Source organism: Pseudomonas sp. KBN12P06040 (assembly GCF_037574965.1).
In the GTDB taxonomy this organism is placed as follows: Bacteria; Pseudomonadota; Gammaproteobacteria; order Pseudomonadales; family Pseudomonadaceae; genus Pseudomonas; species Pseudomonas aeruginosa.
The window spans coordinates 172561-186137 of the sequence record NZ_JBBELS010000002.1; the positions used below are offsets into that span (position 1 = coordinate 172561).

The following is a 13577-nucleotide window of genomic DNA, read 5'->3' on the forward strand; positions in this document are numbered from 1 at the left end:
CTTGGGCTTTGATGTCCCCGCTTCCAAACCGATATGGAGGGTTGAACTTATCGGCGGCTGGATGGATTCCGTTGCATGAACTCGGGAAGGGTGACGCCTGAGAACGCTTCCTCATCGAGGAGCGGGAAATCGTCTATTCGCTTCCGGATGTGCTCGCCCCAACGATTTATCGCGGCCATCTGCTTTGGAGTGAGCATCCAGAAACGGTGGAGGTGCGTTTGCATCTGCTCCAGGAACTCGCGTCGATCCTTATTCGTGTGCTGAACCGCCTCCACAAGCCAGTGGTTGAGGCCAATGCAGCGTTTGACGTTGATTGGGCTCAGGACCGATTTGTTGGCCGCCGCGTTACGCATAGCGCCGCCGATCTGCTTGCGGAGATCATCTTCGATCTCTCCGCTTTGTTTGTACTCGTCGTGAGCCAGCTTCAACACCTTCGATACAGCGAACTTGAAGCCGTTCATTGCTTCACATCGGAGGCGAACGTATTGCACTACCTCGTCTATGGGCGGGAGAGGAGGGCGTTGTGGGCTAGAGGTTGGTGAACTTCCAGCCCCTATCTCTGGAGCTGGACTTGCCGGTGTTGGGGCCGATTCGTTGTGCTGCGCTGGTTCGTCAGCCACAACCAGTAGGGCCAGGCGCGATACATCAAGCAGCCGCTCTTCCGGCTGCCCCAGATGCTTCTTAGCGCAGCTGGGGCCAGCGAAAGCTTCGGTACCGACCTCATCGGTGATGACGATGCCCTTTTCACTGTGCAATGGCCGACGACAAAAAGTGCAAATGGCCAGGGGAGGGAGGAAGTCTCTACGCAAATAGCTCCAAGTCATCTCGATTCCCTCCCGTTTAGGTCAGCGCTGCATTTTGAGCAAGACGGTCCATTTGCCGTCTATGACCATTGGCTTGGTCTTGTTGGGCTGCAGCCGAACAGTGTCAGACAAGGCGGTGTTCGTCAGCTTGACCTCCTGATTGGTCCCGCACTTGAGTTTTGCGCCGTCATTGATGGCGCTGAGAGCGGAAACCATCCCCAACACCTCGATCGGCTGTTCAGTTCCTTCGATCGGAAGCGAACGCAGCTTCAGCACCAGTCCCGTCTTGTATTCACCATCACGGCAGATTTCGCGCTTCGTCGCCGGGTCGACAAATGCAGCGTGGTAGCGATGAGAATCACGGATGTCCAGCTCGTGAGCTTGGCCGTCGAACGGCACAATGAACACCTCCGGCTCATTGGTACCCACGATGACAGAGACTTGAGCTTGGCTTGCCTCGGCACTGCCAGCAATTACAAGAAGCAAGGGGAGAAGTCGCTTGATCACTGAGGTCCTCACAGTTTTTCAGCAAAGGTGCGGGTGATGAGACGCCAGGCCGCTTGTTCCATGAACGAGTCATGGTCCAGCTGGTCTTTGGGGGTTGCTTTCAGGTCTTCGGCTGAGACCACCAATACTTCCACCTGGGCAGGTCCCCAGCTGGTAATTGGTGCCAACCCATAGCCATCCTTCAGGATGTTGTAGAGGAATTCCTCCTTGCCTACCGGGTACTCGATGCGGATGAAGCTTGGGTGCAAACTCTCGTAGTAGCCCAGGATGTACTCCAGAAGCTCATTGGCAGTCAGTTTGCTGAACGGGCAAGCCAGTGCTTTACCTTCAAATTGCAGAACCGACTTTGTCGCCGCAGCGAGTTGGGTCATAGGGCCTCCGCAGACACAGTCACCCGAATCGGATCAACTGTCCCGAAGTCATACCGAACGACCTCACCACTCTCGCCGGCAAACCGAATATTCAAGCGATCCAACCGGATCAGTGGATTGGTGCTGCTGTTCAGGTCAGCCTGCGGTACGTACATCCGATCCACCCCGAGGCAGAAGCTGATCGTGTTGTCCGAGATCTGAGGGCTTGCAGCACGGATGAAGAATCCTTCGGGGTAATGGAAAAGTTCGCCTGTTTTCACCAGCCCATTTGTGTCGACACCCAGCAGCCAAGACCGCTCCTTCTGAAAGTCTTTCATGACTACCTGATGCCCATTGTTCGAAGGCAGAACGAAGTCCAGGTCCTGACCGTGGCTCGAATCCGAGCCGCTATGGAGATTCACTTTCAGCCGGAAGCCAGTCATTTGCTTCAGCCCGGTCGGTTGATACGGCTCCCCATCCCGCCAAAATTTGGGGCACTGATCCGAAGGACCATCAGTACGCTCGACAACCTGGACAGTCCCGGAGTGAGCCTTCGATTCGTAACTGTAGGAGGTCTCTTGCAACTCCTTGTTAGCGCAACCCGACAAGGCTACGGCCAGAGCAGCGAGAGGAACGAGCGTGATGATTCGCATAGTGGTCCTTTTCGAGTGCCAGGGCGGAATTGCCCGCTCCTGGATTGTTGGTTTCCGAAACCAGAACGATTTTAACGATCCAGCATATGGATTCACGCCAAAACGCGGGCTTGAAATCCAGGCTTGCTGATTGGCTTGAATGCGGCTGACGGGCTGTCAGAGTCGGAGTTTTCCGTAGAGGAGGGGACATGAGCACTCCGCAAGAAATGGCCTGGCTCACGACGATTTCTGTGCCCACGGTGCAAGCTGGAGAGAAGTATGTGCGCCTTACAGGACTACCCGATAACCGTAAGCGAACGGGCATCACACCTTGCCGGCGGATACCCAGTTGTGCGGCAGCAGCTCGGCCAGGGCGCTGGCCTTCTGCGTCGGCAGGCGCGTGAGCACGTCCTTCAGGTAGGCGTACGGATCGTGCCCGTTCAGGCGGGCTGACTGGATCAGCGTCATCAAGGCTGCGCCACGCTGGCCACTGCGCAGAGAGCCGGCAAACAGCCAGTTGGCACGCCCCAGGGCCCAGGGGCGGATCTGGTTCTCGATCCAGTTGTTGTCGATGGGCAGGTTGCCGTCATTCAGGTAGCGCACCAACGCTGCCCAGCGCTTGAGGCTGTAGTCGAGTGCCTTGGCGATCGCGCTGCCTTCCGGCACCTTCTGCCGCTGCCCAAGCATCCAGCTATGCAGGCCATCGATGATCGGCCTGGCTTTGTCCTGGCGCAGTTGCCGTCGCTGTGCGGCGAGCAACTCTCGCCCTTCGCGCTCCACCTCGTACAGCTGACCGATGTACTGGAGGGCCTGCTCGGCCAGTTGGCTCTGGTTGGCGGCATGCAGGTCGAAGAACTTGCGCCGTGCATGGGCCATGCAGCCGATCTCGGTCACGCCTTGCTCGAAGCTGGCCTTGTAGCCGACGAAGTCGTCGCAGACCAGTTTGCCCTGCCAGTCGCCCAGGAAGCTGCGCGCGTGCTCGCCAGCCCGGCTCGGCCTGAAGTCGTAGACCACGGCCTTGAGGTCGGCGAAGGGGCTGGGTGCATAGGCCCAGACGTAAGCCCGCTGGGTCTTCTTCGTGCCCGGGGCGAGCATCTGCACCGGGGTTTCGTCGGCGAGGATGACGTCCTGCTGGAGCAGGCAGTCGCGCAGGGCATCGACCAGGGGTTGCAGCTGGACACCGCAAGCGCCGACCCATTGCGCCAGCGTGGAACGCGCGATAGCCAGCCCGGCGCGGGCGAAGATCTTTTCCTGGCGGTATAGCGGCAAGTGATCGGCGAACTTGGCCACCATGACCTGAGCCAGTAGCCCGGCAGTCGGGATGCCCTTGTCGATCACCTGCGCAGGCACTGGGGCCTGGATCAGCGTTTCACACTGGGCGCAGACCCACTTGCCACGGATATGCCGCTCGACGGTGAAGGTGCCCGGGGTGTAGTCGAGCTTCTCGCTGACGTCTTCACCGATGCGCTTGAGCTGGCAGCCGCAGGCACACTGGGTGCTGTCCGGCTCGTGAAGTATCAGCGTGCGCGGCAGTTCGGCCGGCAGCGGCGCTCGCTTGGGCTGCTGCCGTGGCTCGCGCTTGGCGGGCTCTGGTCGGGCCGTTTCAAGCTCTGCCTCGATGGCGGCGATGTCGGCCTCGATCATCTCGTCCAGCAGATTGAGCTGGTCGGCATTGAGCTGCTCGCTGCGGCGGGCGAAGCGGTGGCGCCGCAGCACGGCGAGTTCGTGGTTCAACCGCTGGTTGAGCGTTTCCAGGTGATCGACGCGCTGACTCAACTGCGCGGCCAGTTGGCGCAGTTGCTCGGGTGTCAGGTGATCGAAAGCGGCAGGACTCATGGCGCCGAGTGTGCGGATTGTCGGCCCCCTCGGCGATAGGCCATTGGCCTAATTGCGCCCCGGCTACAGGAGTCTGATCTCGGCATTGGGCCCAAGACGCTGCCAAGGTAGGCTGACCACCAGGGCCTGCAACTGCTCGGGACTGAGTTCCAACTGCTGTCCCTGCCAATTGCCCGACCAGGCGAAGCGCCCTCGATTGAGCCTGCGAGCAGCCAGCCAGATGCCGAAGCCATCGTGCACCAGCACCTTCATCCGATTGGCGCGCTTGTTGGTGAACAGGTAGGCGCAGTGCGGCTGCGCCGCACCGAAAACTTGAACCACCCGGGCCAACGCGGTTTCGGTGCCGGCGCGCATGTCCAGCGGCTCGGTGGCGAGCCAGATGCGCTCGATGCGGATCACTTCAGTAGCTCGCGCAGAAAGCGGGCGCAGCCTTCAGGGTCCTTGCCCGGCCACTGCACCGACAGTTTGCCGGCCCGATGGGGAATTGCGATCTGGATGGCCCTGTCGGCCGCACTCGGGGTAGCCGGCACGCTCGGGACGAGAGGAATTGGAATAAAACCTGAGGGTACCGCGGGCAGCTGTGCCTGCTGGCGGCGAATCCACTTGTGCACGAGATTGGCGTTGAGGCCGTGGCTCAAGGCCACGCCGGCAACCGAGGCGCCGGGCTGGGTACACTCCTCGACGACCTGGGCCTTGAAAGATTTGGGATAGGAGCGGCGTTGGCCTGGCACGGGAGATCCTCCGCAAGGGGCTTGAAATGGTGTCCACCAAAAACAGGTGGACACCATGCCGCTAGCTGGAAGAACCGGGGAGGTGTGTTGGCCAGACGCTTACCGATAACCGTAGGAAGGACGCTTGGAAGACGATCACGAGTAACCATCCTGGGTTAGCGGATCTCCTTCGGTCACCTGAGCTAAAGGAAGTCGTCGCGTTCTTCGACGCAGACATTTACGTCGATGCGGAGGTGGTGCCTGCTTTGCCGGCGGAGCCACTCAAAGGGCGAAAGCAGGCCGTACCCTAAAACGGTCTTGCCAACTCATCCTTGAGCGCGTTGAAGCGAGCTCGACGTTCTTCAGGGGTCAGTGAAGCCTCCTCCCCATCTTCATTGGGTATGAGATTTCCTATATCGAGCTGAGCTGTAGGCGCGGGAACGTCAGGGAGTGACACCTCTGGAGGACTCTCCCCGAATTGCTTCATCAGCAATTGTATCGCGGCATGTAAGTCCTTCTGTCCTTCGAGACTTTGGCAACCTGCGAGTTGATGACAGAGGTTGTCGATGGATTGCCTGATTTCATCTGGCGATGGCATCTCACTCTGCAGCCATTGCTGAGCTTGACCTAGAGCGTTCATTGGGGCGACACCTGGCTGGGCCGGGCAAGCATTGCTCGGATGTTCTGAATTGCCTTGGCTTTCTCCTCCATGGTCAAAGGTGGAGTTGGTTGAACGTCAGGACAAAGCGGGGACAGATCTATCACCGAGGCCGTCGTCACGGCCGCTTTGTCGGTTTGGGCACCCTGGTGCTCTTCCGGTGCTTGGTACAGATCGAACATTTCACCGCCAGCGTCCACGTACCCTTCAATCAGTGCCTCGAGAGCTGTTCGACCGTCCTGCGGGTCGATCGACTTATCCTTCTGGGTTTTCTTGACCAGCCTCAAATGAGCGTCCTGGATTTCCTCGAGAGTTCGTGGAGCAGAAAGCCAGGTCTTTGCCCGGCTGGTGAGGGAGTTCTGGCTGTTGTTGGGCATGTGGTTCACCTCCTGAATTGGTAGGTGGATTCCCTCATGATGCTGCTTGTGCCAGAACCCTCAAGACAAAGGAAATATAAGGAAAAAGGAAGAATATAGGAGAGACTCGCAAATCCCTTTAGAAACAAGGGGTTGAGCGAAGAATCGTGAGGCAAACCTGCCTAGAATCATGAGCCAATCCTCACTATGCCTGGTCGGCCTCAAGAGAATCGTGGACCAAACCTTCACTGTATAGAATCGAATCGTGGAGCAGACCTGACTATGCCATCCCGAAACGTGGAGGAAACCTGAGTAGCCGAGCGGCTTTATCGACCCTAGCCCTGTAGATAAGTACCCCATAAAACCCCTGAGTGGAGCAAACCTCAGTACAACCGTGGAGTGAACCTGACTACTGGATAAACCGGTTAGGACGGATTATCCCGGTTGAGCGGATCAGGAATCGATCGCTGGAGCAGTGGGGATCGTGGAGTAAACCTCAGTATCTTTCGGTGGGCCCCCACGCTGGGAAATTTATCCGGTTGGTTACTGCATACGTGATGCTGCCGAGAACGAAGGGGAATCGTGGGCGAAACCTGAGTAGTAGGAGCCTTCATTAGCGCAGGGTATCGAGCTACATACCCGGTACTGGACCGTGGGGTAAGCCTCGGCGCCGCCGGCGGAAGGGGTAAAGGGCATGACTCAAATCGTGGACGAAGGCTGAGTGTATGCCGGAGGCTGACCGGGACCTGAATCATGGACGGAAGCTTCGTGCGCACCGTTGGCCAGGCCGCGGGCCCAGATCCAGATCATGGGCGAAGCCTCGGTGCTGGCGGCGGCCGAGATACAGGTCATGGTCCAGATCGTGGACGAAGCCGCGGTGTACGCCGGGGGCTGGTTGCGGGCCGGGGCCAGAATCATGGACGGAGCCTTCGTGTGCGACGTTGGCCTGGCGCGGGTCCAGGCCAATATCGTGGGGTGAACCTCAGTGTGTCCCGGGGCTGGCCCGTAAGGCTGACCAAACATCAATCGTGGACTAAACCTCAGTGCTCGATGAGTCCGGAAGTGATGGTGGATCAAAACCAGGAGTGGGAGAAAGGAGGAATCATGTTCCAAACCTCAATAGGGATGCACTAAGGTTTGGCTACCAACTAACGTGGCCAGTCATTCGACCTGGCTCAGAACCCATCGACCAGTCGGTAATGTGTTTGAGACCGGCAAGCGTCGAACCTGGAGCCATAACAACCGGTCTGACTGACCCTATCCCAATGTTGACGAGGTGAAGTACCGAGCCCAATCGCTCGAGCAATTTGCGTATGCCTCGGGTACCGATCCTGCGTCGTGAGCTTCTCCAGTCCGTCTCTGATAATGCGCGATCATTGCACATGCTCAGGATTGCATATCGGGCCTGCTCCAAGACCATCTTGGCCTCAGGGACCTCTAGGCACATTTCATACACCGCAACCCGACAAGCAGTGTCGAGGCAAAGCCATCCCGCTTCATTGAACAGCCGCTCTGAGGTACAAGTCGGATGAGTAGGAGACATTTCCTTATGGCTCCATTCCCCTTCCATGGAATTGAACTGTGGTGTTGCGTAGAGGGCGGACGGCCATTCACTGTCCACGCGGCCATATACGTAGCCTGGTCCGGTGTACTGGACAACTGTGTAGTAGTCCTGAATACGCTCGATCAGTAGGGCTGTCGCCCTACGGACATGGTCTGCAGTGACCTCGTCCACCAATCCAAACTGAGCGCGAATCTTCTTGCGGTTTAAAGGTGCTAGTGCCCCACATTCACGAGCACTAGCAATTGTTTGTGCGGGGGATGGCGCGGCCGACATCTACTTACCTCCTGAGCGATAGGCAGATTGTCTAAGAGAAGAATTGGTGCCAGAAGGTCGTTCCCAGGGGAAGAAACGTGGACTAAACCTGAGTAGTGGAAGGTCCAGCGGAGGTGCCGGCAGGTGAGCTGCCGGCAGACGACAGGTCAACGCGCCCGCTTTGCCATCAACTGAATTTCTCGACGAGCTTCCGCTTGGTGCCCTTTGATGATAGTGGAAACAAACTCATTAGTAGGCCAGAGTTTGTAGGTATAGTCTTTTGCTCCTTTCCCTTTTGATTTGGCAATTTTGGTGTGTTCGTAACGCTGGATAGCCTTCTCTTTAACTAACTGCTCCAACGCAATGTTCATTGCGCGAAAGTCTTCCGGCATGCGGTTTGAAAGTCCTCGGGCTGTGTTGGATAAGAAATCTACCAGTGAAAAAGTATACGGATGGCTTGGAGATGCGTTTCGCCATTTGAAGGAAAGCATCCTGTATAGGACACGAGCAATGCCATTCGTTAGCCCCATGGATGTTGTGTATTGATAAAGCCGGTAATCACCATTTGCGATGCTTCTTGAAATAAGCGGGTGAAGAACAGCTTTGCAAAGCACTGAACTCTCAGGGTCGTCATCCGGAGAGGGCTGCACGTATGCGGAGCTTCTTTTATTTCTACTACGAATAGCTAGGAAAGGAAGGTAGGTCGATTTAATGTCAATCACCTCGCCATCCGCCGTCCGAGTCTGGATAGTAAGAGGAGCTTCGCTGAGGATTTCTAAGGCTTCCCGGAGCTCTGCGTACGTATAAGTATGCTTCTGCGACTGAAGCTCTTTCTGTAGTTCATAAAGAGTAAATTGAACAGAGCACTCAGCCTCGTTAAATTTGGCATTGCCTTGAGTTGAAAATTTGCGAAGTGCCTCTTCAACGAACTCCTCACGAGCGCCGGGGAAAACACCAACATCTTCTACTTGCTTAGATAGCTTGCCATCCACCTTGAGCCGTTTCTGCATTGGAACGGCTTTAAGAATTACACGAAACGGCTCCCCGTTAATCGTACCTTCCTTAACAATAGTCATTTCGGCGACTGAACGTACAGTCTTCCCAGACCATGCGAACCGTGGAAGCGCATCGTAAATGCTCACCAGATTTCCCAGATCGTTATCATCGAGAGTGATCTGGTATGCCGAGAACAAGGGCAGGGTTGATGATGCCGCAGGCTCCTGGATTCTTTTTCCAGTAGCTTTGCTTCTGATGCTATTCAAACGGGCTACGACTCCCGTTTCTTTCCTCGAGAGGGATTGCGAATTACAATCGAGGCCTGTGAGCAAGTCGTTCTGTGATTCGATTACATCCATAGCGGCATGCCATTTACTACAACAGGAAGGGGTACAAAATGGTTTCGAAAGTCCAGCAGGTTGTAGCGATTGAAGCTCAGATCCAGGATCTTCAAAAGCAACGAGAAGAGATCATCAACAGCCCTGGATACCAATCCGAGGCCGAGTTCAACGGCAAGCTGAATGAGCTCCTTGGCTCCTACGGAAAAGGCTTGAAGGACGTCATCGCCATTCTTGATCCAGACCGGCGAGCGCCAGAGAAAGTCGATCGCAAAGGTGCTCGTCGTGCTCGCACGCTGAAGCGCTTCAAGAATCCTCACACCGGGGAAGTGGTTGAAACCAAAGGTGGTAACCACAAAACCCTGAAGGAGTGGAAGGAAAAGTGGGGCGCCGATACTGTCAAGGGCTGGGCACAGTAAGCTGCCAGTGACCGAGGGGCCAATTGAGGCCCCTTTTTCATTTCCCTTCACGGCGTTGCTCGATCGATCAGCGTCAGCACCCTGAAGGTGCAATCTGATACGCCTTCCGGTGCACTTAATGCGAGATCAACCGCTTTTTTGAACTCGACAGCATGGGAGCGCTGTGTGTCCAGCATGCGCGAGATGTCGATGTACTGATCCGCCGTTATCTCGTCCTTAGGAGAGCAAATGTGATAGCCCCCTTCGATGGTGACGTCCGACAGCCTTTTCGCCGCCGTGGAGATGTCGAACTTGGCGGGGGCCTTCAGAAAATCCTCCTGAATTGAAGCCTTCACGATCTCATCGCTCGACTCTGTGGAGGTGGTTACCGGCAACGCGCCTGGCGTTGTGTGGCTGTACTGAATCGCACCAATCGTAGCCGCGATAGAGGCTGCGAAACTCACGATGAGTATCAGTCGTTTGTGGGGGATTACCTGCTTCACATGCTGATCCGGCAAATGATGACTGGCCGAGATTAACCAGTGGGCGGATGATTCCAAGTCAAAACGCAGTCCTGAAATCCGCCCCCCCTCTTTGCTGGTACCAGGACTATTCAGTCGTTAAGGTGAGTCATGGATCAACCACCAAAGAAGGTGCCCTATGCTCATCCTGACCCGTACCGTCGGCGAGACCATCAACATCGGTGATGACATCACTGTAACCGTGGTGGCTAACAATCAAGGTCACATTCGCTTGGGGATCAATGCCCCGAAAGATGTGCCAGTCCATCGCGAAGAGATCTATCAGCGTATCCAGGAAGAAAATGTTGCTCGGTAATCTGATGCGTTCTTCTCTCATCATCTGGGCAGCTCTGGTGTCTGGGTGCGCCGCGGGTTGGATTCAGAGCCCGAGCTCAACCACACGTAACCTGGTCGAGGACCTCAAATTAGAGGGGTTCGTCTGCAAGGCGAAGTGGTCAGCGATAGAGTGCCGCCAGGAAACGCCATACGTGAAGAAGGCCCCCAAGATATGCACATCGGAAAAAGGGTGTGTAGAGCAGCCGGGTGAGCTGATTACCAACGTCTACTTGATCGAACAAGACGCCTATGGCATCCCAGCCGTAAGGCAGTGGGTGGAATCTGAGCCCTCACCAAATTGAAGAAATACGACAAAAAAGCCCGGCTCACTGCCGGGCTTTTTCCATCATGCAAGACGCCAAATCAGCGATACGGGTATCTGAGGAGAGGTGTTCCTCGTGCCACCGGCCATGCTCATCACATACGGCCCGAATGATCGAGAGCCTAAGCGGCGCACCCTCCGGCTGCATCGTGATTGTGAGTGCTCGGGGGCCAACCATCTGATCAGTATCAGGGGCCAGGCGAAAGCTGATTCGCAACGAATCTGCTGTGTCCCCGGCAAGGATGGTTCCGCGGTAATACCGACCCAGTTGCTTTGACAGGATGTTGAATAGCGGTACCGCGACTGTCGTTTTCCAGTCAGCTGCAGCACGATGCTCTCGATCAAGGTTGTCCCTTCGATGACGAGCAAGGCTTAGCCGGGTTTCCAGCCGACCACCTGAACGACGGGTGGATGATTCCAACCGTCGAATCTGGGTGTCGAGCTGAAGTGCATGTGACTGACGGCGCTCAACGCTATCGTTATAGCGATGAAGGAGTGCAGAGACTTTCAATTTCCCCTCGCAGCCGCGCGGATAGGAGGCGCGACAGTAAATGTGCGGACCCGTCAAAATGATCAAGTACGCATCGATTTTAAGTTGCTATTTGTCGGCAGTATTCACCGCCTTGTTGATGTAGGCGGTCAGCCCTGGCAGGTCCTCCGACATTGCATACACATCACGGTTAAGCCCCTTCATGTTGAACCGACCGTAGACTTTGCCGCCGGCGGGCATTTTGAGTGGGTTGGTCAGTGTGGCCATAGCCGTCACCTTGACCTTCTGTGGTTCCTTTTCCAGAACACATTCGCCAGCTTTCTCCAGGGCCGTGGCGGAGGCTTGGAAGTAGGACTGGAACGCATTCTGTCCGCCACCCTTCATCGCAAGCGTGCTCCCTTCGTAAAGCAGGAAAAGCGACTCCGGAGATTTGCAGAGAATAGCCTCTACACGCAGTTCCGAAGAAACCGGGTTCTTGAACTCAAGCAGATCCGCCGCGCCGGCTGCCATGGGACTAAGAGTCAAAAGTGCGGCAAAGGCCGCGCGCATGTTCATAGGAAATCGAATCCGCTGGTGGGTAGAAATGGGACGATGCAACCGCTGTGGCAGCGGTAGACGGTTGGGGAATAGCCAAGCTGCTTCGCTTGCTCAGCAGCTGAAAATGGACTGTTGGTATGCTCCAGCTCCAGGAGTTCTACTGAGTTTTCGGTTTGATGCCAGAGCTTGAAGTAGACCGAGCCACGCTGATCGTCCTTCGTGCTGCTATCCATCAGCATGACGAGGGCACACCGAGGGAAGCGCTCGATGGGAGCTGACATAGCGTAGGCAGCTGAGAAGTTCTGGACTGTCTCGATCCACGGGTAGGTGACCTCGCCGAAAGCGATATCGATCAGATCCTGTGCCGTGCAGTCCCAAGGCAAGTAGAAGTAGGTGATCTCACAGTCGTCGTGCGGCGTGGCGGACGGTTTGCATGCCATGAATTTGGCACCCACCATCACAGGAAAAACCGGCATGTCGGTGACACCCCTTGCCAGAGGTTTGAACCAAATAATCGAGGATTGATTACCACGCTCAAGCCTCAGTTCGAGCATGTCCGGTTCTGCCTCTTTCCACTCGGTGACATCGATACCGGTGAAATTGAATAAGACCTTCAGTCCTTGAACCACCTGGTTCCAGGCGATGATTTCCGTGCGACCTTTGGAAATGATCTCAAGCGCAGGCCGAGCGCACAGGTTTCTGGTGACGTCTTGAGTCATGGACTCTTAATCCTCATCGTTGGTAAGGGCCCGCTTTGCCACTAGAGCAGAGACCGGGTCCTTGGTAGCGCTTTCGATGTCAGCCAGTGCCTTACGCAGATCCCTGATGCGAGACTCGTCGAGGTCAGAACGCTGATCACCTGCTGCGGTATGGGCAGCTAGCAGAAGGTCCAGTACCTGCTCCATCGCTAGGGTGTCAGGTAGCTCGTCGGTACCGAGATGGTTCATTGCGAACTGCTTGGGGCTGAACATTCAGTGCTCCTGGAAAAATGCCCATCGATAGATGGGCATTCTAGGTTAGACGCCTTGCGGAACCTCGATACCGCCTAGTGCCTCGAAGAGTGCTGGTAGGAACTCGGCGAAAGTCAGCATCATCAAGGTGAAGCTGGCATCAAATTGGGCTAAGGCATCCTCGCCGCCGTCTTGTTCTGCTTGATCCTGCAGGAGATCTTCAAACCGGAGACGCTTGATAGCCATCTTGTCGTCAAGGATGAAAGACAGCTTATCCGACCAGGCCAGCGCCAGCTGGGTGACCAACTTTCCCGCGGACAGGTGAAGTTGGATTTCCTCGCTGGTCAAATCCTGAGCTTTGCATTTGACCGAGCCACCGTCTTCATGGGTATCTCGAAGCTCGCAGTCACTCAGGACATGGAAGTCACCGGCTGCCTTCTGAGTTTTAACCCAGTCAGTGAGGGTAGCGCTTGGGGCGACCTTGACGCTGACCGGGCGCACCGGGAGGGACCCGAGGACCTCGCGGAGTGTGGAAAGGAGGTCCTCCGCCTTTTTTGCGCTGGAGGTATCAACCAGGATCAGCCCCAGACTTGGAGCAATTGCCGCGAACGTGGTGGAGCGGCGCACAAACGCGCGTGGCAAGAAAGCCTGGATGATGTCGTCCTTCAGCTGATCACGTTCCTTCTTGTAGACCTTCCGGCACTGCGCAGTCTCGATTTCCTCGACCTTCTCTTTGACCGCATCGTTTACCACGCTGCCGGGAAGGATGCGTTCTTCCTTCTTCGCCGCTACCAGGAAAAAGCCCTGACTCGCGTGCACGAGCGGCGCATCAGGCCCTTTTCCCAGAGGGGCGGTAAAGCCGTAGGTAGTGAGTTCCTGATTCTCACAGGGGCGAGCAGGCTTGCCTTTCAATGCCTGTTCGAGAACCTCCGCGGTGAGTTGCAGGTCCTGGGTAAGGGAGTACGCAAGCAGATGCTTAAACCACATGGGGTTGCCTCATTATCAGGGGAGGCAGCCAGAG

18 protein-coding genes are annotated in these 13577 nt (G+C 56.3%); 3 read left to right on the forward strand and 15 right to left on the reverse strand.

Annotated features, from left to right (window positions below; translation table 11 throughout):
* Positions 1–47 precede the first annotated feature (47 nt).
* The 9 genes from VQ067_RS31275 to VQ067_RS31315 all read right to left on the reverse strand — a co-directional run bounded on the left by VQ067_RS31275 (position 48) and on the right by VQ067_RS31315 (position 5873).
* Positions 48–461 (reverse strand): hypothetical protein, encoded by a 414-nt coding sequence (locus VQ067_RS31275; protein WP_038405153.1) that lies wholly within the window; start codon positions 459–461, stop codon positions 48–50.
* Positions 462–845: 384 nt separating this feature from the next.
* Complete coding sequence (locus VQ067_RS31280; RefSeq protein WP_010792618.1) at positions 846–1310, reverse strand: hypothetical protein; 465 nt, start codon at positions 1308–1310, stop codon at positions 846–848.
* An 8-nt stretch (positions 1311–1318) separates the two neighbouring features.
* A complete protein-coding gene (locus VQ067_RS31285) occupies positions 1319–1681 on the reverse strand; it encodes a hypothetical protein (RefSeq protein WP_010792619.1) in 363 nt (120 codons plus the stop codon).
* On the reverse strand, positions 1678–2313 hold the full coding sequence (locus VQ067_RS31290) for a hypothetical protein (RefSeq protein WP_010792620.1): 636 nt from the start codon (positions 2311–2313) through the stop codon (positions 1678–1680). The genes VQ067_RS31285 and VQ067_RS31290 overlap by 4 nt, the downstream gene beginning before the upstream one ends.
* Positions 2314–2616: 303 nt before the next feature.
* Entirely contained in the window at positions 2617–4128 is a 1512-nt protein-coding gene (tnpC, locus tag VQ067_RS31295) for an IS66 family transposase (protein ID WP_023105887.1), read from the reverse strand.
* Between the two features lie 63 nt (positions 4129–4191).
* Positions 4192–4527 (reverse strand): IS66 family insertion sequence element accessory protein TnpB, encoded by a 336-nt coding sequence (gene tnpB / locus VQ067_RS31300; protein ID WP_340080970.1) that lies wholly within the window; start codon positions 4525–4527, stop codon positions 4192–4194.
* Positions 4524–4859 (reverse strand): IS66-like element accessory protein TnpA, encoded by a 336-nt coding sequence (gene tnpA / locus VQ067_RS31305; protein WP_023105889.1) that lies wholly within the window; start codon positions 4857–4859, stop codon positions 4524–4526. Before tnpA ends, tnpB begins: the two co-directional genes overlap by 4 nt.
* A gap of 286 nt (positions 4860–5145) precedes the next feature.
* A complete protein-coding gene (locus VQ067_RS31310; RefSeq protein ID WP_021018441.1) occupies positions 5146–5478 on the reverse strand; it encodes a hypothetical protein in 333 nt (110 codons plus the stop codon).
* Complete coding sequence (locus VQ067_RS31315; RefSeq protein WP_019484869.1) at positions 5475–5873, reverse strand: hypothetical protein; 399 nt, start codon at positions 5871–5873, stop codon at positions 5475–5477. The genes VQ067_RS31310 and VQ067_RS31315 overlap by 4 nt, the downstream gene beginning before the upstream one ends.
* Before the next feature lie 787 nt (positions 5874–6660).
* Here VQ067_RS31315 and VQ067_RS31320 point away from each other — a divergent pair.
* Positions 6661–6831: a hypothetical protein gene (locus VQ067_RS31320; protein WP_153274580.1), complete on the forward strand. Its 171-nt coding sequence runs from the start codon at positions 6661–6663 to the stop codon at positions 6829–6831.
* Positions 6832–7835: 1004 nt separating this feature from the next.
* Here the strand turns inward: VQ067_RS31320 and VQ067_RS31325 are convergent.
* Positions 7836–8930: a replication protein gene (locus VQ067_RS31325; protein WP_155362354.1), complete on the reverse strand. Its 1095-nt coding sequence runs from the start codon at positions 8928–8930 to the stop codon at positions 7836–7838.
* Positions 8931–9061: 131 nt separating this feature from the next.
* Between VQ067_RS31325 and VQ067_RS31330 the strand changes: the two genes are divergently transcribed.
* Positions 9062–9421 (forward strand): histone-like nucleoid-structuring protein, MvaT/MvaU family, encoded by a 360-nt coding sequence (locus VQ067_RS31330; RefSeq protein WP_121784796.1) that lies wholly within the window; start codon positions 9062–9064, stop codon positions 9419–9421.
* A gap of 47 nt (positions 9422–9468) precedes the next feature.
* Here VQ067_RS31330 and VQ067_RS31335 read toward each other — a convergent pair whose 3' ends face one another.
* Complete coding sequence (locus VQ067_RS31335; RefSeq protein ID WP_010792689.1) at positions 9469–9903, reverse strand: hypothetical protein; 435 nt, start codon at positions 9901–9903, stop codon at positions 9469–9471.
* A gap of 157 nt (positions 9904–10060) precedes the next feature.
* Between VQ067_RS31335 and csrA the strand changes: the two genes are divergently transcribed.
* Entirely contained in the window at positions 10061–10237 is a 177-nt protein-coding gene (gene csrA / locus VQ067_RS31340; RefSeq protein WP_010792690.1) for a carbon storage regulator CsrA, read from the forward strand.
* 940 nt (positions 10238–11177) lie between these two features.
* Here the strand turns inward: csrA and VQ067_RS31345 are convergent.
* From VQ067_RS31345 to rdgC, 4 genes are read right to left on the reverse strand one after another with little or no spacing between them, the layout of a single operon-like run.
* A complete protein-coding gene (locus tag VQ067_RS31345) occupies positions 11178–11624 on the reverse strand; it encodes a hypothetical protein (RefSeq protein WP_010792692.1) in 447 nt (148 codons plus the stop codon).
* Positions 11621–12325: a hypothetical protein gene (locus VQ067_RS31350; RefSeq protein ID WP_010792693.1), complete on the reverse strand. Its 705-nt coding sequence runs from the start codon at positions 12323–12325 to the stop codon at positions 11621–11623. The genes VQ067_RS31345 and VQ067_RS31350 overlap by 4 nt, the downstream gene beginning before the upstream one ends.
* Before the next feature lie 6 nt (positions 12326–12331).
* Positions 12332–12577, reverse strand: coding sequence for a hypothetical protein (locus tag VQ067_RS31355; RefSeq protein ID WP_010792694.1), 246 nt, complete (start codon positions 12575–12577; stop codon positions 12332–12334).
* Positions 12578–12622: 45 nt separating this feature from the next.
* Entirely contained in the window at positions 12623–13543 is a 921-nt protein-coding gene (rdgC, locus tag VQ067_RS31360) for a recombination-associated protein RdgC (protein ID WP_010792695.1), read from the reverse strand.
* Between the last annotated feature and the right edge of the window lie 34 nt (positions 13544–13577).

What these genes read in the sequence shown, in the direction of transcription:
- VQ067_RS31350 (WP_010792693.1), bottom strand. Translation starts at nt 12,325, where the DNA reads ATGACTCAAGACGTCACCAGAAACCTGTGCGCTCGGCCTGCGCTTGAG.
- VQ067_RS31285 (WP_010792619.1), bottom strand. Translation starts at nt 1,681, where the DNA reads ATGACCCAACTCGCTGCGGCGACAAAGTCGGTTCTGCAATTTGAAGGT.
- rdgC (WP_010792695.1), bottom strand. Translation starts at nt 13,543, where the DNA reads ATGTGGTTTAAGCATCTGCTTGCGTACTCCCTTACCCAGGACCTGCAA.
- VQ067_RS31320 (WP_153274580.1), top strand. Translation starts at nt 6,661, where the DNA reads ATGGGCGAAGCCTCGGTGCTGGCGGCGGCCGAGATACAGGTCATGGTC.
- VQ067_RS31290 (WP_010792620.1), bottom strand. Translation starts at nt 2,313, where the DNA reads ATGCGAATCATCACGCTCGTTCCTCTCGCTGCTCTGGCCGTAGCCTTG.
- VQ067_RS31315 (WP_019484869.1), bottom strand. Translation starts at nt 5,873, where the DNA reads ATGCCCAACAACAGCCAGAACTCCCTCACCAGCCGGGCAAAGACCTGG.
- tnpC (WP_023105887.1), bottom strand. Translation starts at nt 4,128, where the DNA reads ATGAGTCCTGCCGCTTTCGATCACCTGACACCCGAGCAACTGCGCCAA.
- VQ067_RS31310 (WP_021018441.1), bottom strand. Translation starts at nt 5,478, where the DNA reads ATGAACGCTCTAGGTCAAGCTCAGCAATGGCTGCAGAGTGAGATGCCA.
- VQ067_RS31330 (WP_121784796.1), top strand. Translation starts at nt 9,062, where the DNA reads ATGGTTTCGAAAGTCCAGCAGGTTGTAGCGATTGAAGCTCAGATCCAG.
- VQ067_RS31345 (WP_010792692.1), bottom strand. Translation starts at nt 11,624, where the DNA reads ATGAACATGCGCGCGGCCTTTGCCGCACTTTTGACTCTTAGTCCCATG.
- VQ067_RS31275 (WP_038405153.1), bottom strand. Translation starts at nt 461, where the DNA reads ATGAACGGCTTCAAGTTCGCTGTATCGAAGGTGTTGAAGCTGGCTCAC.
- VQ067_RS31355 (WP_010792694.1), bottom strand. Translation starts at nt 12,577, where the DNA reads ATGTTCAGCCCCAAGCAGTTCGCAATGAACCATCTCGGTACCGACGAG.
- csrA (WP_010792690.1), top strand. Translation starts at nt 10,061, where the DNA reads ATGCTCATCCTGACCCGTACCGTCGGCGAGACCATCAACATCGGTGAT.